Raw genomic sequence first — 20606 nt, 5'->3', positions numbered from 1 at the left:
TCTAGCGCCCGCCGGTGTTTGCCGACATCGTGTACCCGACCGCGAAATGTGCGAATGGCACGAGTCCTCCACACCGGGGGACGTCGGTGCGCGCCGGCGGTCGTCGTACCGAACGAGGAGACGCGATGAGCGACACGAGCGCCGGCGGCCCGCCGCGCGACGAGAACGACCCGAGCGTGCCGCAGGAGCCGGGGGCACCCGACCTGCCCGGTGCGGCGCAGCCCGAGCCCGCAGCGCAGCCCGAGCCCGCAGCGCGGCCCGAGCCGGCTGCACCGCTGGACCCGTACACGACCGCCGGCGCGCCCCCGGCCGAGCCGACCTCGTCGGCTCCCGGCGAGCCGACACCGTCGGCGGCTCCTGCCGAGCCCCCGGTCTCGCCCTACGGCGGACCGGACCCTGCCCCGTCTCCCGGGAGCGAGCCGCCCGCCCAGCCCTACGGGTCGCCGCCCGCGGGGCAGCCCTCGTACGGGCAGGGGCCGCCGCCGGGACAGCCCTACGGCCAGCAGCCGGCACCCGGTCAGCCGTACGGCCAGCCCGGCTACCCGCCGCCGGGTCAGCCGTTCGGCCAGCCGGGCTACCCGCCGCCGGGTCAGCCGTTCGGCCAGCCGGGCTACCCGCCGCCGGGTCAGCCGTACGGCCAGCCCGGCTACCCGCCGCCGGGGACGCCCTACGGCCAGGTCGGCCAGCCGGTGCAGATCGGCGAGGCGTTCACGTACGGCTGGAACAAGTTCACGCAGAACGCGGGCGTGATCATCGGCGGCGTGCTCACGTACGTCGCCGCCCTGGCCGTGCTGAGCATCGTGTTCTACGCCCTGCTGATCGGTACCGCCGCGACCAGCATCGACCCCGTGACGAACGAGATCAGCACCTCGGGCGGCCTCGTCTTCGGGTTCGGCCTCTTCGCGTTCATCGCCGTCATGGCCGTGCTCGGGTTCCTCGTGCAGGGCGTGGTCGTCAACGTCTCGCTGCTGGTCACGCGCGGCAAGAAGCTCGAGTACGCCGACTTCTTCCGCCTGCCGAACGTCGGCAACGTCATCCTCACCGCGCTGCTCATGGGGCTGGCGATCGGCATCCTGAGCATCACGATCGTCGGGGGCATCGTCTTCGCGTTCTTCGCCCTCTTCACGATCTTCTACGTCATCGACAAGAACCTCGGGGTGTTCGACGCGTTCAAGGCGAGCTTCACGGTCGTGAGCAGGAACCTCGCGACCGTCCTGCTGCTGTTCCTCGCGGTCTACGCCGCGCAGATCGTCGGCTCGCTGCTCTGCTACGTCGGCCTGCTGGTCGCGCTGCCCGTCGCCCAGATCGCCACCGCGTACGTCTACCGACGCCTCAACCAGGAGCAGCCCGTCTGACGGTCCTGCGCACGACGAGAGGGAGGTGCCGCCCGGCGACTCCCTCTTCTCGTGCCGGCCGGTCTCTCGAGGCCGCTCGGCGCGCCGGCGAGCGGTGGCCGGCAGGAGCGGTCATCGTAGGAGCCAGGACGCCGTCCCGAGAAGGAGCGAGGTGGACCCATGACGCAGGATCCCGCCAACCCCGGCGACGAACCACGCCGCGACAGCCCCGAGGGGGCCGGAGGCGCCGACCAGGACGCGTCGCAGGCCTCGTCGCCGGCTGGGCCTCCGCCGGCAGAGCCCCCGCCGGCAGAGCCCGCGCCGGCAGAGCCCGCGCCGGCAGAGCCCGCGCCGGCGGAGCCGTCGCCGGAGGAAGGCCCGCCCTCGTACGGGACCTCGGGGGACACGGGAACGCCACCGGACGTCGGCTACCCGCCGCCCGTCGCGGGTGCGCAGGCCGGATACCCGCCACCAGGCGCCGGATACCCCCCGCCGACGTCCGGCCCGGGAGGCGGCTACCCGCCGGGCGCCACGCCCGGATACCCGCCGCCCGCGGCACCGGCGAGCGGGTACACGGGTCCCGCCTTCGCCGTGGGAGAGGCGATCTCGTACGCCTGGCGCAAGGTCACGTCGAACCTCGGTCCGTGGATCCTGGTCGCGCTGATCCTCATCGCCGTGAACGTCGCGTGGAACCTCATCACGGGCAGCTTCGACCGGTTCACGGACTCCTACGACTTCGGCGACACGAACTTCGCGGCAGTCAGCGGGATCACGGTCACGAGCGTCCTGCTCTCGGTCCTCGGCGCGATCATCAGCTATCTCATCACGGCGTTCCTCACGCGGGGTGCGCTCGACGAGTCGGCGGGGCGGCGGCCGGACGTCGCAGCCTTCTTCCGGATCGGGAACGTCGTCAACGTCGTCCTGGCCGCCTTCCTCGTCACGATCCTCACCACGATCGGCCTGTTCCTGTGCGTCCTGCCGGGCATCGCCGTCGTGATCTTCTCCGCGTTCGTCTACTACTTCACGCTCGACCAGGGCCAGGACGCGATCAGCGCGATCCGGTCGAGCTGGTCGGTCGTCGCGAAGAACTTCGGGTCGGTCTTCCTGCTCCTGCTCGCGCTGCTCGGCATCAACATCCTCGGCGCGATCCCGTGCGGGCTCGGTCTGTTCGTGACGATCCCGCTGAGCTACGTCGCCGTCGCGTTCGCCTACCGCCGCCTCGTCGGCCAGGTGCCCGCCTGACCGTCGTCCACCGAACCGGCCGGCGCCCTGCGGGGTGCCGGCCGGTCGAGTGCGGCGCCGTCACCGAGGGTCAGGGCGCCGTCACGAAGTCGATGAGCTCCTCGACCCGCCCGAGCAGCGACGGCTCGAGGTCCGCGTAGTTCCGGACCGTGCCGAGGATGCGCTGCCACGCGCGCGCGACGTCGGCCTGGGACGACGCCGGCCAGCCGAGCTCGCGCAGGATGCCGCGCTTCCACTCCGTGCCGCGCTCGATCACCGGCCACCGCTCGAGGCCGACCCGCCCCGGCTTCACGGCCTGCCAGACGTCGACGTACGGGTGGCCCAGCACGAGGACCGTCCCCCGCGGGACCGTGCGCAGGGCCGCGTCGGCGAGGCGCTGCTCCTTGCTGCCCGGCACGAGGTGGTCGACGAGCACCCCGACCCGCTGCTGCGGCGTCGGGCCGAAGTCCGCGAGCGCGTCGGCGAGGTTGTCGACGCCGTCGAGCAGCTCGACGACGACCCCCTCGACGCGCAGGTCGTCGCCCCAGACCTTCTCGACGAGCTCGGCGTCGTGCTTGCCCTCGACCCAGATGCGGCTGCCGCGCGCGACGCGGGCCCGCTGACCGGCGACCGCCCGCGACCCGGACGCGGTCCGTGCGGGTGCGGCGGGCGCCCGCGAGGTCACGGGCGCCGTCAGCTCGACGGGCGCGCCGTCGACCCAGAACCCCGGGCCGAGCGGGAACGTCCGCGTGCGGCCCGCACGGTCCTCGAGGACGACGACGTGCATGCCACCGGACTTCTCGACCCGCACGACCGCCCCCACCCAGCCCGTCTGCACCTCCTCGACGACGAGGCCGCGCTCGGCCGCCTGGGGGCGCGAGACGCGGCGCGCGCGGTGGTGGGGCGTCGCGGGGCCCCCGAGGACGTCGGATCCGTAGCGGTCTGCAGGCACGCAGCCACCCTAGGTTCGGGTGTCGCGCCGCGCGGCGCTGCGACACGCCCCGCACGTCTCGCCGCACCGTCCCTCCGGACGGGCGGACCGGCGTGCCGGGTGGTACGACGGTGCGGTGACCGAGACCCCGGAGCGCGACCGGCAGCGCTGGCGCGTCCTGGCCGTGTGCCTCTCCGTCGGGTTCGTCACGACGCTCGACGTGTCGATCGTCAACGTCGCCCTGCCCTCCATCGAGGAGTCGCTCGACGCCGGCCCGAGCCAGCTGCAGCTCATCGTCGCCGGGTACACGCTCGCGTTCGGCCTGGCGCTCGTGCCCGCGGGCAGGCTCGGGGACGCGGGCGGGCGCCGTCGCCTGTTCATCGCCGGGCTGGTCGGGTTCGCGGTGTTCAGCCTCGCGTCCGGGCTCGCCCCGACCGACGACCTGCTCGGCGTCGCGCGCCTGCTCCAGGGTGTGAGCGCCGGACTGCTGAACCCCCAGGTGGTGGGCCTGATCCAGCAGCTCTTCGCCGGTGCGGAGCGCGGGCGGGCGTTCGGCCTGTTCGGGGCCACCATCGGCGTCTCGACGGCGATCGGCCCGCTGCTGGGCGGCGTCATCCTCGCGGTCGCCGGCTCCGCCGACGGCTGGCGGTGGATCTTCCTCGTCAACATCCCCGTGATCGCCGTGCTGCTGCCCTTCGCGTGGCGGCTCGTCCCCGCGCCCGCACCCGCGCGGGGGCGCGGGCCGCGCCGGCTCGACCTCGTCGGGCTCGCCCTGCTCGCCGCGGTGACGGTCGCCGTCATGCTGCCGTTCGTCACGACGACGGGTCGTGACGACGACCCGTCGCGCTGGTGGTGGCTCGCCCTGGGTCTCGCGGTGGGGGTCGTGGCGGTGGCCTGGGAGCGTCGCTACCAGCGGCGGACCGGGGCCGCCGTGCTCGACCCGCAGGTCCTCGGGCTCTCGTCGTTCCGCAACGGTGCGCTGCTCGGCATGGCGTACTTCGCCGGCTTCACGGGGATCTTCCTCGTCGTCACGCTCTACCTGCAGGACGAGGTCGGCTACACGCCGCTCCAGTCGGGGCTCGTCGGGATGCCGTTCGCGGCGGCCTCCGGGGTCTCCGCCTGGCTGGCCGGTCGCGCCGTCGCGCGGCTCGGTCGCCGCCTGGTCGTCGCCGGTCTGGTGCTCGTGCTGGCGGGGATGGTGACCGCGGACGTGGTCGTCCGGACGCTCGGGGACGAGCCCGCCGTCGTCGGGTGGGCGCTCGCGGCGGCGCTGCTGGTCGCCGGGTCGGGCAGCGGCATGGTCATCGCGCCCAACCAGACGCTCGCCCTCGCCGAGGTGCCCGTCGCCAGCGGCGGGGTGGCCGGGAGCATGATCCAGGTGGGTCAGCGCATCGGGTCCGCGGTGGGCATCTCGGTGATCCTCTCGGTGTACTACGGGGGCCTCGCCGCCGGGGTCGACGGCGCGCGGGCGACGGGACGCGCGATGCTCGTGACCATCGGCCTCGTGGCCGTCGCGCTGGTCGTCGGTCTGGTCGACCTGCGTTCGCGCGGAGCGGAGGCAGCCTCGACCCGGGCACCGGCCGCGTAGAGTTGGCACTCGACGGGCGAGAGTGCCGATGCCCCGGGTGCGTGCAGCGCCGGGTGGCGGCACGCGGTACGCGGGTACGCAGGAGGTGGACGTGAGCGAGGAACGCCGGCTGGAGGTCTTGCGGGCGATCGTCGAGGACTACGTCCTCACGCGCGAGCCCGTGGGGTCGCGCGTGCTCACGGAGCGCCACGGCCTCGGCGTCTCGCCGGCCACGATCCGCAACGACATGGCCGCGCTCGAGGACGCCGGGTACATCGCGCAGCCCCACACGTCGGCGGGCCGCATCCCGACGGACAAGGGCTACCGGCTCTTCGTCGACCGGCTCTCGGGCGTGAAGCCGCTCTCCGCGCCGGAGAAGCGCGCGATCGAGACGTTCCTGTCCGAGGGCGTCGACCTCGACGACGTCATCGCGCGCGCCGGACGGCTGCTCGCGCAGCTCACCGGCCAGGTCGCCGTCGTGCAGTACCCGTCGTTGCGCCGCTCGGGGCTGCGCCACCTCGAGCTCGTCCCCGTCGGGCAGGAGCGCCTCCTCGTCGTCATCATCACCGACACGGGGCGCGTCGAGCAGCGCACGCTCGAGGTCGCCAGCGTCCCGGACGAGGGCACGCTCGCCGAGGCCCGCGCCCGGCTCAACGCCGCCGCCGCAGGCAAGCGGCTCGCGGACCTCACCCCGGGGCTCGCCGAGGTCGCGGAGACGTTCCACCCCGACGACGCCCCGCTCGTGCGGGCGGTCGGCGAGCTCGTCGCGCAGACGCTCGCGGAGGAGAGCGAGGAACGCCTCGTGCTCGCCGGGACGGCGAACCTCGCGCGTGCCGGCATGCGCTTCGAGCACGCGCTGCGCCCCGTCCTCGAGGCGCTCGAGGAGCAGGTCGTGCTCCTCGGACTCCTCACGGAGATGGCCGCCGAGTCCGGCGTCAACATCCGGATCGGTCACGAGAACCGGCTCGAAGGGCTCGTGGAGACGTCCGTCGTCACGACGGGCTACGGTAACGACGGGGACACGGTCGCCCTGGTCGGCTCCATCGGCCCCACGCGCATGGACTACCCCGGGACGATCGCCGCCGTCCGCGCGGTCGCCCGCTACCTGTCGCGGGCGCTCGGCACGTGACCGGCCGCGCAGCGACGACCACCGACGACCGATCGACGACCATCGACCCCGTCGGGCCCGATCCCCGGCGCCCGGCACCAGCAGAGAGTGACGTGTGAGCGACTACTACGAGATCCTCGGCGTGGCCCGCGACGCCAGCCCGGACCAGATCAAGAAGGCCTACCGCAAGCTCGCCCGCGAGCTGCACCCCGACGTCGCGGGGGAGGAGTCGGGCGACCGGTTCAAGGACGTCGCGCGCGCCTACGAGGTGCTGTCCAACCCGGAGAAGCGTCAGCAGTACGACCTCGGCGTGGACCCGACCGCCCCGGGCGGCGGGGCCGGCGGCCCGATGGGCGGCGGCTTCGGCTTCCAGGACATCTTCGAGACCTTCTTCGGTGGCGGCCAGGCGCAGCAGGGCCCGATCCCGCGGGCGCGCCGCGGCCAGGACGCCCTCGTGCGCCTCGACATCGACCTCGCGGAGGCGACGTTCGGCGCCAAGCGCGAGCTCCAGGTCGACACCGCGGTCGTGTGCGGCACGTGCGGCGGCTCGTGCTGCCGCCCCGGGACCTCGCCGCGCACGTGCGAGGTGTGCCACGGCCGCGGCACGGTCCAGCGCGTCGCGCGCTCGTTCCTCGGTCAGGTCATGACGAGCGCCCCGTGCGCCGCGTGCCAGGGCTTCGGCACCGTCATCCCGGAGCCGTGCGCGGAGTGCTCGGGCGAGGGCCGGGTCCGCAGCCGTCGCACGATCAGCATCAACGTGCCCGCGGGCGTCGACACCGGGACGCGCATCAAGCTCACGTCGCAGGGCGAGGTCGGCCCGGCCGGCGGTCCGGCCGGCGACCTGTACGTCGAGATCCGTGAGCGCAACCACGACACGTTCGTGCGCCGCGGCGACGACCTGCACTGCACGCTCCAGGTGCCCATGACGGCGGCCGCGCTCGGCACCGTCCTCGAGCTCGAGACCCTCGACGGCGCGCAGGAGATCGACCTGCGCCCCGGCACGCAGCCGGGCCAGATCGTCACGCTGAAGAACCTGGGAGTCGGGCACCTCCACGGCGCGGGTCGCGGCGACCTCAACGTGCACATCGAGGTCCAGGTCCCCACGGCGCTCGACGAGGAGCAGGAGCAGCTCCTGCGCTCGCTCGCGACGCTGCGGGGCGAGGAGCGTCCCGACCCGCGTCTGTCCGCCGCGCACCCGGGCGTGTTCTCGCGCCTGCGCGACAAGCTCTCCGGACGCTGAGGGATGCCCGTGAGCGAGCCGCGCCCGTGAGCGCCCCCGTCTTCCTGGCCGAGACCGGCATCGACCGCGTCGCCCCCGGCGACCGGTACGTCCTCGACGGGGCCGAGGGGCGCCACGCGGGGGTCGTGCAGCGCAAGGCGCGCGGCGAGCGGGTCGACGTCGTCGACGGCGACGGCGTGCGCCTGCGCTGCGTCGTCGAGGACGCCGACGCGGGCACGGTGACGCTGCTCGTCCAGGAGGTCGACCGCGAGCCGGCGCCGGACGTCGTCGTGACGCTCGTGCAGGCGCTCGCGAAGGGCGACCGCGACGAGATGGCCATCGAGGCGGCGACCGAGGTCGGCGTCGACGCCGTCGTCCCGTGGCAGGCGGAGCGCTCCGTCGTGGTGTGGCGCGGCGAGCGTGCGGCGAGGTCGCGGGCCCGCTGGCTCGCGACCGTGCGCACCGCGACGAAGCAGGCGCGGCGGGCGCGACTCCCGCTCGTCGCCGAGCCCGTCGACTCGCGCGGTCTCGCGGTGCGCGCGGCGGAGGCGCTCGCCGCGGGAGGCCTCGTGCTCGTCCTCCACGAGGAGGCGACGACGGCGCTCGCCGACGTCCCGCTGCCCGCGCCCGCGGCGGACGGCGCCCCGGCCCCGGAGGTGCTCGTCGTCGTCGGGCCGGAGGGCGGGATCTCCGAGCGCGAGCTCGAGACGCTGACCGCCGCGGGGGCGGTCGCCGCCCGGCTGGGGCCGCACGTCCTGCGGACGTCCACGGCGGGACCCGTGGCCATCGCGCTCCTCGCGCAGCGGCTCGGGCGCTGGGGCGTCGACCGCGCCTGACGACGGGCGGCCGACCGGGTGCCGGCCCGGGCGGGGACCGGGGTCGTGGACTAGCCTCGGCCGCATGACGAGCACCGAGACCGACTGCCTCTTCTGCCGGATCGTCGCGGGCGAGGTCCCTGCGGACGTCGTCGCGACGAGCGAGCGCTCGATCGCGTTCCGGGACATCGACCCGCAGGCGCCCGTGCACGTCCTCGTCGTCCCGCGCGACCACCACGGGGACATCGCGCAGCTCGCCGCGGCCGACCCGGAGCTGCTGAGCGACGTCGTCGCGCTCGCGGACGAGGTGGCGGGCGACCTCGCGGACGGGCAGTTCCGCCTGATCTTCAACTCCGGGCCTCGCGCCGGGCAGAGCGTGTTCCACGTGCACGGGCACGTCGTCGCCGGGGCCGAGCTGGGCTGGTCGCCCGCCTGACCGGCGCCCGACGAAAGGGCGTGTGCGCCCACCGCGTGCTCGGTACGATGGAGGCGTGCCCCAGGGCACGTGTCCCACCCGTCCCACCCGTAGCACGTGTCCCACCCGTACCACTGCCCGAACGAAGGAGCGAAGCGGCGCAAGCCGGCTCATGACATCCCTGCCACGAGACACCGCACCCGGCTCGCCGGACGGAGGACCCTCCGAGCACCGGGTCGAGCACCGCATCGTCATCCCGGGCCACGTCCCGATGGTCGCGCTCCTCGGCAGCGGCGACTCCGTGCTCCGCGCGGTCGAGGACGGTTTCCCCGCCGTGGACGTGCACGTGCGCGGCAACGAGATCGCCGTCACCGGCCAGGCAGGGGACGTCGCGCTCGCGTCCCGCCTGCTCGACGAGCTCGTCGAGGTCGTCGAGGCGGGCACCCAGCTCACCGCCGACGTCGTCCGGCGGTCGATCCGCATGCTCACCGCGGCGACGGCGTCGCGACCTGCCGAGGTGCTCACGTTCAACATCCTGTCCAGCCGCGGGCGCACGATCCGCCCGAAGACCGTCGGCCAGAAGCGGTACGTCGACGCGATCGACGCGAACACCATCACCTTCGGCATCGGTCCTGCGGGCACGGGCAAGACGTACCTCGCCATGGCCAAGGCCGTGCAGGCGCTGCAGTCGAAGCAGGTCAACCGGATCATCCTCACGCGACCCGCCGTCGAGGCGGGCGAGCGCCTGGGCTTCCTCCCCGGCTCGCTCACGGAGAAGATCGATCCGTACCTGCGACCGCTCTACGACGCGCTCCACGACATGATGGACCCGGACGCGATCCCCAAGCTCATCGACGCCGGCACGATCGAGGTCGCGCCGCTCGCGTTCATGCGGGGCAGGAGCCTGAACGACTCGTTCATCATCCTCGACGAGGCCCAGAACACGACCTCCGAGCAGATGAAGATGTTCCTCACGCGCCTCGGGTTCGGCTCGCGCATGGTCATCACGGGGGACGCGACGCAGGTCGACCTCCCGGGCGGCACGGCATCGGGCCTGCGGGTGATCGAGGACGTCCTCACCGGCGTGGACGACGTCGAGTTCTGCCGGCTGACGTCGTCCGACGTCGTGCGCCACCGGCTCGTGAGCGACATCATCGACGCTTACGCCCGCTGGGACGTCGCGACGGCGCCGGCACGGGACCGCGAGGCACCGCGGGGTGGCCGACGGGCGGACCACCAGCGGAACGACGGACGGGCAGGCGGACGATGAGCATCGAGGTCAACAACGAGACCGAGGCGCAGGTCGACGAGGCGGAGTTCGCCGCGCTCGCGCGGTACGTGCTCGACGCGATGCGCGTGCACCCGCAGAGCGAGCTGTCGATCCTCTTCGTCGACACCGACGTCATGACCGAGCTGCACGTGCGGTGGATGGACGAGCCGGGGCCCACGGACGTCCTGTCGTTCCCCATGGACGAGCTGCGGCCCGGTCGCGACGGCGAGGTCTCGGGCCCGGGGCAGCTCGGCGACGTCGTGCTGTGCCCCGAGGTCGCGGCCCAGCAGGCGCGCGCGGCCGGGCACTCGACCGCGGAGGAGATGCTCCTCCTCACCACGCACGGCATCCTCCACCTGCTCGGCTACGACCACGTGGAGCCCGAGGAGGAGAAGGAGATGTTCGCGCTGCAGCGCAAGCTCCTCCTGACGTTCCTCGCGGGCCGGTGAGCGGAGAACCCGTCGCGCTCCTCGCGACGCTGACCGTCGTCGCGGTCCTGCTCGCCGCCGCGCTGAGCGCGGCCGAGGCCGCGGTCCCACGGGTGACGCGCGCCGCGGTCGCGGACGGGGGCGAGCCCGGCGCCGCGTCCCCGCGAGCCCGTCGTGCGCTCGCGCTGCTCGCCGACCCGGCCGCGACGGCCCGGTCCGTCGGGTTCGCGCGCGTCGTCGTCGAGATGGTCGCCGTCACGTGCCTCACCCTCCTCGTCGCGGCGTGGCTCGAGCCGTGGTGGCAGGTCCTGCTCGTCGCGCTCGCGGCGAGCGTCGTCGTCGGCCTCGTCGTGGTGCGGGTGAGCCCGCGCTCGCTCGGGCGGCGTCACGCCGTGCGGGTGCTGGTCGCGCTGTCGGGGCTGCTGACGGCGGTCACGGCCGCGACCCGCTGGCTCACCCGGCTCGCGCCGGCCCCGGACGCGGGGGCGCACGAGCGTGAGCTACAGGACATGGTGGACCGTGTCAACGAGTCCGAGGTGATCGAGGACGAGGAGCGCGAGCTCATCCGGTCCGTCTTCGAGCTCGGCAGCACGCTCACGCGCGAGGTCATGGTGCCGCGCACGGACATGGTCACGACGTCCCGCGACACCCCCCTGCGCAAGGCGCTGTCGCTCTTCCTGCGCTCGGGCTTCTCGCGCGTCCCGGTCACGGGGACGTCGGCCGACGACCTCGTGGGCGTCGCCTACTTCAAGGACGTCGTGCGCGTCCTGGAGACCTCACCGGGCGACGCCTCGCGACCGGTCGGAGAGGTCGCGCGCCCCGCGATCTTCGTCCCCGAGTCCAAGCCTGCGGACGACCTCCTGCGCGAGATGCAGGCCTCGTCGTCGCACATGGCGATGGTCGTCGACGAGTACGGCGGCATCGCCGGTCTCGTGACGATCGAGGACGCGCTCGAGGAGATCGTCGGCGAGCTCACGGACGAGCACGACCGCCCCGAGCCCGAGGTCGAGGACCTCGGCGAGGGTCGGCTCCGTGTGCCGGCGCGTCTCGGCGTCGAGGAGCTCGGCGAGCTGTTCGACCTCGACCTCGACGACGACGACGTCGACACCGCGGGCGGTCTGCTCGCCAAGGCGCTCGGCAAGGTCCCGCTGCCCGGTTCCTCCGCCGACGTGCACGGCCTGCACCTCGAGGCGGACCGGGTGCAGGGCCGCCGCAAGCAGCTCGCGACGCTCGTCGCCTCCCGCTCCGACTCCCACGTCGCCTCCCGCTCCGACTCCCACGCTGGCTCCCGTGCCGCCTCTCTCGACCACGCACCCCCCACCGCGAAGGACACCCCATGAGCACCCCCCTGCCCGAGCACCGTTCCGGGTTCGCCTGCCTCGTGGGTCGCCCCAACGCCGGCAAGTCGACGCTGACGAACGCGCTCGTCGGCCAGAAGGTCGCCATCACCTCCGGTCGGCCGCAGACGACGCGGCACACGATCCGTGGGATCGTGCACCGCCCCGACGCCCAGCTCGTCCTCGTCGACACCCCGGGGCTGCACCGGCCGCGCACCCTGCTGGGCGAGCGGCTCAACGACCTGGTGCGCGGCACGCTCACCGAGGTCGACGTCATCGCGTTCTGCCTGCCCGCCGACCAGAAGATCGGCCCCGGCGACCGGTTCATCGCGAACGAGCTCGCCGAGGTGCGGCGCGGTCGCCACCGCACGCCGGTGGTCGCCGTCGTGACGAAGGCCGACCTGGTGGACCGGGGGACGCTCGCCGCGCACCTGCTCGCGGTCGACCGCCTCGGTGAGCAGGCGGGCGGCTGGGTCGACATCGTCCCGGTCTCCGCGCAGGACGGGTACCAGGTCGACGTCCTCACGGACGTGCTCGTCACCCACCTGCCCGAGGGCCCCGAGCTCTACCCGGGGGGCGAGCTCACCGACGAGCCCGAGGCCGTCATGGTCGCCGAGCTCGTGCGCGAGGCGGCGCTCGAGGGCGTGCGCGACGAGCTCCCGCACTCGCTCGCCGTCCAGGTCGAGGAGATCGTGCCCCGCGAGGGTTCGGGCGACGAGGCGTCGGGCAAGCCGCCGCTGCTCGACGTGCGCGTCAACCTCTTCGTCGAGCGCGACAGCCAGAAGGCGATCGTCATCGGCCGCGGCGGCTCGCGCCTGCGCGACGTCGGCACCCGTGCGCGTCACGGCATCGAGGCGCTGCTGGGCACGCGCGTCTACCTCGACCTGCACGTCAAGGTCGCGAAGGACTGGCAGCGCGACCCCAAGCAGCTGCACCGGCTGGGCTTCTGACGGCGTGCCGTCCACGCAGGGGCGGGGGACTGCCCCCGCTCGACCGAGGGGCCGGCACCAGGGATCCGGGCGTACGCCGCGGCGTACGATCCTTCGGTGATCTTCCGGACCGCGGCGACGACAGCCGCCCTCGCGATCGTGCTCGCGGTCCTCGGCGCGGTCACCGGGCCGCAGTGGGACCCGGTGCCGGTGTCCGAGCACCTCGAGCCGGAGACGTCGGACACGACGATCGGCGGCCAGCCCCCGGGCGGCGCCGACGCGGTCGGCACGTACGACGTGCGTGAGACCGACGTGACGGTGCGCCTCGACGGCACCTCGGTCGGTGGCGTCCTGCGCGAGCCCGTCGACGCGCCGGGGGACCGGTCGGGCGTCGTGTTCGTCCACGGCGCGGGCACCGGTCTCGCCACCGAGGCGTTCGTCGACGTCGCCACCGACCTCGCGAGCGCCGGTGTGGTGACGCTCGTGCCGGACAAGCGTCTCGACACCTACACGACGCGCCACCGTGACTACGAGGCCATGGCGCGCGACTACGCGCACTCCGTCGACCTCCTGCGTGCGCGGCCCGGCGTGGACCCCGACGCCGTCGGGCTGTACGGCGAGTCCGAGGGCACGTGGATCGTGCCCGTCATGGCCGCGGACGACCCCGGTGTCGCCTTCTCGGTGCTCGTCTCGGCCCCCGTCGTCCCGCCGCGGCAGCAGGCCGCGTTCGCGGTCGACAGCTACCTGCGCAACACCGACGTCCCGCACGGCGTCTTCCGGGCCATCCCCCGCGCCGTCGGCATGGCGATCCCCGGCGGTGGGTTCGAGTACGCGGACTTCGACGTCGAGCCCTTCCTCGAACGTCTGACGCAGCCCGTGCTCGTCGTCTACGGGACCGCCGACCCGTCGATGCCCGTCGAGCAGGGTGCGCAGCAGATCCTCGACGCGACCGCGGACCAGCCCGGGGCCGGCACGACGGTCCGCTTCTACGACGGCGCGAACCACGGGATCAAGGTCGGCGACGTCCTGGTGCCCGACTTCCCGCGTGACGTCGCCGCCTGGGCCGAGTCCCTGCCGGGCAGCGCCGACGCGCCGCCCCAGGTCGCCGGTGCCCGGCCGAACCAGCAGTACCTCGCCGGGCCCGTCCCCACGCCGCGCTGGTTCGGCAACGGCGACCTGTTCGTCGCGCTCGTCCTCGTGGCCGTCGGCCTGATCGTCGTCGGGCCCGTGATCCGGCTCGTCACGAGCCTCGTCTCCCGGCTCCGGCGGGTCGTCGGGCGCCGCCCGCGTCCGTCGGGGCTCGCCCCGGGCTTCCGCGGTCCGCTGACCGGGCTCGGTGTCGGCGCGCTCGCGACGATCGTCGGGCTCGTCGTCTACCTCGTGGCGGTCGCACGGCTCGCGCTCGACTACGAGAAGGACGCGTGGGTCGTGCAGGGCGGCTGGGTCGTGGTGCGGCTCGCGGGGCTCGCCACCCTCGTGGCGGCCGCCCTGCTGATCAACCGGTGGGCCGAGGTGCGTTCCGCGCGCGAGGGCTTCGCCGGCAGCCTGCCCGCCGAGGGGCCGCGCGAGCGCGGCGCCGCGGTGCGCGTCGCGGAGGGCGTCACGACGCACCTGATGCTGTGGAGCGTGCTCACCGGGGCGACGATCCTCCTCGTCGTCCTCGCGTACTGGGGCGTGTACCAGCTCGGGATCTGAGCGGGCGTCCGAGCAAACATCTGAGCAAGCATCTGGGCGGGCGTCCGAGCGGCACCTGAGCGGCGGCGTCGGGCCGGCGAGCCTACCGTGGACGGGTGAGGCCTCGTCGGCGTGGCCACGACGGAGCGGGGCACGTCCGAGGGCGGGCGGGCAGTCCGCCGGACGTCGCTGCGGCCGACGAGCACGCGCCGCTGCGGTTCGAGCTCGTCGCGGACGACGACGACCCTGCGGACGACGATCTCCCCGAGCCGCGCGCGCCCGCCGTCGTCCCGGCGCCGGGTGGGGGCTCCCCGGGCCCGCGGCGGCGCTGGTACGCGCACCCCGTCCCGTGGGTCGCGGCGGTGACCGCCCTCGCGCTCGGCGGGTCGTTCCTGGCGACGCGCGTCATCGAGGCGGCGCAGCGCGTCGAGGTCGCGGCGCTCGACGGCGGCCTGCGGCCCATCGAGGCACCCCTGGAGGTGAGCTGGTCGGTGCCGCTCGACCCCGGAGGGGCGGTGATCGCCGGGCCGGGCGTCGTCGTCACGCACGGTGACGGGCTGACGGCGTACGCGGTGGACGACGGCACGCCCGTGTGGCGCTCCGAGGCGGTGGGGGAGCTCGCGACGTGCGTCCCCCGTGCGGACCGGTCCCCGACCGAGGTCGTCGTGTGCCTGACGCCCCGGGACGGCCCGGGGGTCCTGCTCACCGTCGTCCAGGCCGCGTCGGGCCGGACCCTCGGCGAGCGCGTCGTGGAGGTGGTGGGGCAAGCGGTCGTGCCCGTGGGCGACGCCGACGTCGTCCGCGCGCGGTGGGACGAGGGCGACGTCGTCCTCGTGCGGGAGGAGGCCGCCACGGGCGTCGTGCGGTGGGAGCGGCGCGTCGAGCGCGAACGGTCGGGCAGCATGCAGCTCGCGGTGCGCTCGGCGGGGAGCGGGATCGTGCTGGACGTCGACCGCGGGGTCGTGACGCTCATGGCCCCGGGCGTCGTCGCGACCTTCACCGAGGACGGGACGGTGCTGAAGGAGGGCGACGTCTGGACCGTCGTGCGCCTGCCCGACGGGCGGTACGTCGGCAACGAGTACGGGAGCGGCACGACGACCGTGTTCACCGCGGCCGGCGAACCCCGCGTCGAGGTCCGGGGGAGAGCGGTCGAGGCCCCGCTCAGCGACGGGTCCGTCCCGGGTGTCCTCCTCATGAACACGTTCCGTGGGGTCGCCGGCGTCGACGCCGTCACCGGCGCCCCGCTCTGGACGCTCGCGACCACCGGCTCCCGTCCCGTCGTGCGCGTCGACGGCCTGGTCGTGCTGCGGACGGAGACGACCCTGCACGGGGTGGACGTGGCGTCGGGTGCGCTGCGGTGGGAGTCGTCCCTCACGGACGGGGCGACGTGGCCGGCGCTCACCGACGGTCGCTCGCTGCTCGTGGCCGAGGGGGAGGGCGGGCGACGCCAGCACCTGGTCTCGATCGCGCTCGCGGACGGTACCGTCGAGTGGCGGTGGCCGATCCCGGAACGCACGTACCACGCCTTCACGTCCGAGGGACGGCTCTTCCTGCTCGGCACCGACCGACTGTCGGCGGTGTCCTGACCGGCGCCGCGTGGCAGGTTGAGCGTGGCGTGAGGAAACGGTAGAAACGGTCGGGGCCCTTCCGGGCCCCGGCGGGGTGCGACCTGCACCGCGCGACAGCGTAGGGAGCCACGATGACCAACGAGAGCCCAGCGGTCGGCGAGCCGCAGACCGACGAGCCGGGGCCCGTGACCGGGGAGACGCCGGGGACGTCCCGCGACGAGGCGGCGACCGCCGAGCCCCGTGCTGGGGACGTCGGTGCGGGCGAGCAGGCCGCCGAGGCGTCGGGGACCGGGGGGCTCTCGCCCTTCGCCGGCATCCCGGTGAGCGACTTCGTGCGCGACGGCGTGGCCGCGGTCCTGCTGCTCGTGTCCTTCGCGCTGCCGTGGGACGTCTCCCACCGCGCCTCGGACAAGGTCGAGGTCGTCCTGCTGACGATCCTGTCCCTGCTGTCGCTCGCCCTGCCCTACCTCGCTCGCACGGGCGTGCTCCCGGCGAGCTGGACGGTCCACACGACCCGTCAGGTGCGGCTGCTCGCGAACGCGCCGTACGTGCTGCTGGTCGCGGTCTACCTCGTCGTGGACGTCGTGGGCGGGGGTGACCTGTCCGACGGGTGGGGCGGCGTCGGGTCGGCCGCCGCGCTCGGTCTCGCGGGAGCGCTGCTCGCGGCGCAGCCGCGCCAGAGCGAGCTCGGTCCGGAGGACCTCGACCGCGCCGTGACCGACCAGTGGCTGCGCGTCCTGCTCGTCCTGTCCGCGGTCCTGGGTGTCTCGGCCGTGCTGACCGTGATCCTCACGATCGTCGGCGCGACGGGGATCGGCGCCATCGGCGTGCTGGTCGTCCTGCTCAACGCGGTGTTCGTCGTCGCCCTCGCCGGGCTCCCGGCCCTCGGTACCTGGCGTCGCTCCGAGGCCGCCCGCCTCACGCTCGTCGGCCTCGGCGTCATCCTCGCGTCGGCGTTCGTCCTCGGCTCGGGCGACAACGGCATCCTCACGATCGAGGGCACGCACCTCGGCCGCTTCGGCCTCGTCCTGGTGCCGGCGCTCGCGGCGGTGGCGTCGTCCCCGGCGGTGCGCCGCGCCATGGCTCCGGTCCCCGAAGCCCGGGCCTGGGTGGGCGTCGCGCTCCGCGGGCTCGACCTCGTGGTGGTCGTCGGCGCATACCTCGCCGTCCGCGGCGTCCTCGAGCTGGCCGACGGCAGGCGCGGCGTGCCCGTCGTCCTCGGGGTCGTCATCGGGCTGCTCGTCGCGGGCGTCGCGCTCGTCGCGCGCCGCTCGCTGGCCCGCGACGCGGCGACGGGCCGTCCGCTCGCGCTCGGCGGCGCGGGCGTCGTGGCGCTGCTCGGCATCGTGCTGCTCGTCGTCACGGCGAACCGCGTGGCGAACGGCGGCGGTGTCGAGCACCTGCTCCTCGCGTTCGGCCTCCCGCTCCTCGTCGTGTACGCGCTGACGGTCCCCCAGGAGGTCCGGGCCTACTTCGCCGAGCACCGGCCCGACCCGGCCGCGGCCGGTTCCGCCGCGACCGCCGCCTACGTGTGGCAGCCCGCTGCGCCCAGGCCGCCGCGCCCGGCGAAGGCAGCTCCCGCGCCCGTCGCCGGGCCTCCGGCGACCGCGGGCCACCAGGGACAGACCGCGTGGTCGGGCGCGGCGGACGGGACCGAGGTCCTGCCGGTCCAGACGGTGCAGCCCGAGCGCAGCGGGTACGCCGCACGCCCGGGCCTCACGCCGGTGGACTCCCAGACGACCGCGGTGATGCCGGCGGTCACCGACGGCTCGCGCGACGTCCCGGGCCAGACGGCGCAGCAGGGCTACGCGACGTCTCAGCAGGGCGGTGACCCGCAGCACCAGGCTGCGCCCGGGCAGACGGCGCAGCAGGGCTACGGCCAGCAGGCCCAGCCGGGCTACGCCCAGCAGCAGGGGTACGGCCAGCAGACGCCGCAGGGCTACGCCCAGCAGGGCTACGGCCAGCAGGGCCAGCAGGCGTTCGCGCCCCAACCGGGCTTCACGCCCCAGCAGGCGCTCGACCCGTCGACCCCGCTCGAGGTGCTCGCCCAGATCGTGCAGGACGCCCCCCATCTGCGTCCGCAGGTCGCGGCGAACCCGTCGACCTACCCCGCCCTGCTCGAGTGGCTCGGCAACCTCGGCGACCCCGCGGTGGACGCCGCGCTCCGCTCGCGCCGGGGCTGACCGCTCCGGCCTGCCCCCGCGACGCGTGCGGGTGGCCGGGACCGGACGTCCCGGCCGCCCGCACGCGCTCGGGGTACAGTGACAGCGTGCACCTGATGCGGCGGCTCCTCCTTCGTTGCCGCGGCGAGGCCCTCTAGCCGGTCCCTCGTCGCGGTGGTTGGTGTGCCGGCTGACACCGATCAGGACGACCCGAAGGACCCATGATGAACGCCTCAGCCCACACCTCCAGCACCTCCACCGACGCCGGCGCCGGCGCGCAGGCCAACCCGCAGCAGCCGTCGGGCATGCCGATCCACAAGTACCTGCCGTTCCACCGCCAGTTCGACGTCACGGTCCCGGACCGGACGTGGCCCGACCGGCGGATCACGCAGGCGCCCCGCTGGTGCGCCGTCGACCTGCGGGACGGCAACCAGGCCCTCATCGAGCCGATGAACCCCGAGCGCAAGCTGCGCATGTTCGAGCTGCTCGTCGAGATGGGCTACAAGGAGATCGAGGTCGGCTTCCCCTCGGCCTCGCAGACCGACTTCGACTTCGTGCGGATGCTCATCGAGGAGGACCGCATCCCGGACGACGTCGTCATCCAGGTGCTCACCCAGTCCCGCGAGCACCTCATCGCGCGGACCTACGACGCGATCAGGGGTGCGAAGCAGGCGATCGTGCACCTGTACAACTCGACCTCGGTCCTGCAGCGCGAGGTGGTGTTCCGCTCCGACCCCGACGGCATCGTGGGCATCGCCGTGGACGGCGCGAAGCTGTGCAGGAAGTTCGAGGAGACCGTCCCGGGGACGACCGTCTACTACGAGTACTCGCCCGAGTCCTACACGGGCACCGAGCTCGAGTTCGCCGCCCGCATCTGCAACGAGGTGCTCGAGGTCTTCGAGCCCACGCCCGACCGCAAGGTCATCATCAACCTCCCGGCGACGGTCGAGATGGCGACGCCGAACGTCTACGCCGACTCCATCGAGTGGATGAACCGGCACCTGAACCACCGCGAGAACGTCGTGCTGTCGCTGCACCCGCACAACGACCGCGGCACGGCGGTGGCCGCCGCCGAGCTGGGCTACCAGGCCGGCGCCGACCGCATCGAGGGCTGCCTGTTCGGCAACGGCGAGCGCACGGGCAACGTCTGCCTGGTCACGCTCGGGATGAACCTGTTCAGCCAGGGCATCGACCCGCAGATCGACTTCTCCGACATCGACCACGTGCGCCGCACCGTCGAGCACTGCAACCAGCTCGGCGTCCCCGAGCGTCACCCGTACGCGGGCGACCTCGTCTTCACGGCGTTCTCCGGCTCGCACCAGGACGCGATCAAGAAGGGCTTCGACGCCATGGCGGTCCACGCCGAGGCGGAGGGCACGACCGTCGACGACCTCGTGTGGGCGGTGCCGTACCTGCCGATCGACCCGAAGGACGTCGGTCGCTCGTACGAGGCCGTGATCCGGGTGAACTCGCAGTCGGGCAAGGGCGGCATCGCGTACCTGCTGAAGACCGAGCGCCACCTCGACCTGCCCCGCCGGCTGCAGATCGAGTTCTCGAAGTCGGTCCAGACGCACACCGACGAGCACGGCTCGGAGGTCACGGGCGAGGACATCTGGCGGATCTTCTCCGACGAGTACCTGCCCGTCGAGCCGGGCTCCGGGCTGGAGCCGTGGGGACGCCTCAAGCTGCGTGCGACGCGTGCGTCCTCGAGCGAGACCGGCCCGGACACGCTGAGCGTCGACGTCGTCGACCGGGGCGAGGAGCTGACGCTCGAGGGCACCGGCAACGGGCCGGTGGCCGCGTTCGTCGACGCGGTCGCGCAGGTCGGCGTCGACGTGCGCGTCCTGGACTACGCGGAGCACGCGCTGTCCGAGGGCGGCGACGCGACGGCGGCGGCCTACGTCGAGTGCCAGGTGGGCGACGACGTCCTGTGGGGCGTCGGCATCGACCCCTCGATCACGACCGCGTCGCTCAAGGCGATCGTGTCGGCGGTCAACCGCGCGGAGCGCACCGCGGGCTGAGCGTCCGGACGGTCCAGGACCTCGGGGCCGCGGTGCTCACACCCCGGTGGGTGCCGCGGCCCGGTCGTGCGCCGTCACGCGTTCGAGCAGGACCTGCAGCTGCGCGAGGTCCTCGTCGTCGAGGCGTTCCAGGGGCGACTCGGCGCTCAGCCGGTCGAGCATCGCCCGGCGGACCTCCTGCCCCCGTGGCGTGAGCGCGACGAGCTTGGAGCGACGGTCGGTCGGGTGCGGGCGCCGCTCGGCGTAGCCGAGCGACACGAGCCGGGAGACGACGAACGTCACGTTGGACGGCTCGCACTCGAGGAGCACGGCGAGCTGGCTGGGCGGGAGCGGGTCGACCAGGTCACGGACGGCGCACGCCTGCGTGCACGTGAGCCCGTAGGGCTCGTACATCCCCCTGATCGCCCGCTCCGACTGTTCCGCTACCGCATCGAGCAGGATGCGTACATCCCTCGTGCGGTCGTCGCGGTCATGGGAACGGACCATGACGGCATGGTAGTCCCACGACCTGCGAGCGCGTGTGGGTGAAAGGTGGTCAGTTCGTGCAGTGGCAGCGCTAGACTGCGAGACCTGACGTGCCGACCGGCACGACGCCCGCCCGGAGGAG

Annotated in this window: 17 protein-coding genes; 15 read left to right on the top strand and 2 right to left on the bottom strand. The window is 73.9% G+C overall.

Annotated features, from left to right (window positions below):
- Positions 1-125 precede the first annotated feature (125 nt).
- Both NFS20_RS09865 and NFS20_RS09860 read left to right on the top strand, forming a co-directional pair.
- Positions 126-1355, top strand: a complete 1230-nt coding sequence (locus NFS20_RS09865) for a DUF2189 domain-containing protein (RefSeq protein WP_251151594.1) — start codon at positions 126-128, stop codon at positions 1353-1355.
- Between the two features lie 159 nt (positions 1356-1514).
- The gene (locus NFS20_RS09860) at positions 1515-2576 is read left to right on the top strand and encodes a DUF2189 domain-containing protein (protein ID WP_251151593.1); all 1062 of its coding nucleotides are present in this window, start codon (positions 1515-1517) and stop codon (positions 2574-2576) included.
- 70 nt (positions 2577-2646) lie between these two features.
- Here the strand turns inward: NFS20_RS09860 and NFS20_RS09855 are convergent, their stop codons facing one another.
- Positions 2647-3507, bottom strand: a complete 861-nt coding sequence (locus NFS20_RS09855; protein WP_251151592.1) for a DUF3097 domain-containing protein — start codon at positions 3505-3507, stop codon at positions 2647-2649.
- A 115-nt stretch (positions 3508-3622) separates the two neighbouring features.
- On the opposite strand from NFS20_RS09855, the gene NFS20_RS09850 reads away from it, so the two are divergent.
- The 13 genes from NFS20_RS09850 to leuA all read left to right on the top strand — a co-directional run bounded on the left by NFS20_RS09850 (position 3623) and on the right by leuA (position 19999).
- The gene (locus NFS20_RS09850; protein WP_251151591.1) at positions 3623-5074 is read left to right on the top strand and encodes an MFS transporter; all 1452 of its coding nucleotides are present in this window, start codon (positions 3623-3625) and stop codon (positions 5072-5074) included.
- Positions 5075-5165: 91 nt separating this feature from the next.
- Positions 5166-6182 (top strand): heat-inducible transcriptional repressor HrcA, encoded by a 1017-nt coding sequence (hrcA, locus tag NFS20_RS09845; protein WP_251151590.1) that lies wholly within the window; start codon positions 5166-5168, stop codon positions 6180-6182.
- A gap of 94 nt (positions 6183-6276) precedes the next feature.
- The gene (dnaJ, locus tag NFS20_RS09840) at positions 6277-7401 is read left to right on the top strand and encodes a molecular chaperone DnaJ (protein ID WP_251151589.1); all 1125 of its coding nucleotides are present in this window, start codon (positions 6277-6279) and stop codon (positions 7399-7401) included.
- A gap of 26 nt (positions 7402-7427) precedes the next feature.
- Entirely contained in the window at positions 7428-8216 is a 789-nt protein-coding gene (locus NFS20_RS09835; RefSeq protein ID WP_251151588.1) for a 16S rRNA (uracil(1498)-N(3))-methyltransferase, read from the top strand.
- A 64-nt stretch (positions 8217-8280) separates the two neighbouring features.
- Positions 8281-8631, top strand: a complete 351-nt coding sequence (locus tag NFS20_RS09830; RefSeq protein WP_251151587.1) for an HIT domain-containing protein — start codon at positions 8281-8283, stop codon at positions 8629-8631.
- A 151-nt stretch (positions 8632-8782) separates the two neighbouring features.
- Positions 8783-9880, top strand: a complete 1098-nt coding sequence (locus tag NFS20_RS09825) for a PhoH family protein (RefSeq protein WP_251151586.1) — start codon at positions 8783-8785, stop codon at positions 9878-9880.
- Complete coding sequence (ybeY, locus tag NFS20_RS09820; protein ID WP_251151585.1) at positions 9877-10329, top strand: rRNA maturation RNase YbeY; 453 nt, start codon at positions 9877-9879, stop codon at positions 10327-10329. Before NFS20_RS09825 ends, ybeY begins: the two co-directional genes overlap by 4 nt.
- Positions 10326-11648 carry a hemolysin family protein gene (locus NFS20_RS09815; RefSeq protein WP_251151584.1) on the top strand — a complete coding sequence of 441 codons (1323 nt, stop codon included), beginning with the start codon at positions 10326-10328 and terminating at the stop codon, positions 11646-11648. The genes ybeY and NFS20_RS09815 overlap by 4 nt, the downstream gene beginning before the upstream one ends.
- The gene (gene era, locus NFS20_RS09810; protein WP_251151583.1) at positions 11645-12595 is read left to right on the top strand and encodes a GTPase Era; all 951 of its coding nucleotides are present in this window, start codon (positions 11645-11647) and stop codon (positions 12593-12595) included. The genes NFS20_RS09815 and era overlap by 4 nt, the downstream gene beginning before the upstream one ends.
- A 96-nt stretch (positions 12596-12691) precedes the next feature.
- Entirely contained in the window at positions 12692-14269 is a 1578-nt protein-coding gene (locus tag NFS20_RS09805; protein ID WP_251151582.1) for an alpha/beta hydrolase family protein, read from the top strand.
- 95 nt (positions 14270-14364) lie between these two features.
- Positions 14365-15834 carry an outer membrane protein assembly factor BamB family protein gene (locus NFS20_RS09800; protein WP_251151581.1) on the top strand — a complete coding sequence of 490 codons (1470 nt, stop codon included), beginning with the start codon at positions 14365-14367 and terminating at the stop codon, positions 15832-15834.
- A gap of 113 nt (positions 15835-15947) precedes the next feature.
- On the top strand, positions 15948-17999 hold the full coding sequence (locus NFS20_RS09795) for a DUF7937 domain-containing protein (RefSeq protein WP_251151580.1): 2052 nt from the start codon (positions 15948-15950) through the stop codon (positions 17997-17999).
- Positions 18000-18202: 203 nt separating this feature from the next.
- Positions 18203-19999, top strand: a complete 1797-nt coding sequence (gene leuA, locus NFS20_RS09790) for a 2-isopropylmalate synthase (RefSeq protein ID WP_251151579.1) — start codon at positions 18203-18205, stop codon at positions 19997-19999.
- Between the two features lie 36 nt (positions 20000-20035).
- Here the strand turns inward: leuA and NFS20_RS09785 are convergent, their stop codons facing one another.
- Complete coding sequence (locus NFS20_RS09785) at positions 20036-20485, bottom strand: MarR family winged helix-turn-helix transcriptional regulator (RefSeq protein ID WP_251151578.1); 450 nt, start codon at positions 20483-20485, stop codon at positions 20036-20038.
- Positions 20486-20606 lie beyond the last annotated feature (121 nt).

It is taken from the genome of Cellulosimicrobium sp. Marseille-Q4280, from assembly GCF_943181405.1.
Lineage (GTDB): Bacteria > Actinomycetota > Actinomycetes > Actinomycetales > Cellulomonadaceae > Cellulosimicrobium.
The sequence above is the reverse complement of the archived record's forward strand: the minus strand, read 5'-3'. Positions and strand labels throughout refer to the sequence as shown.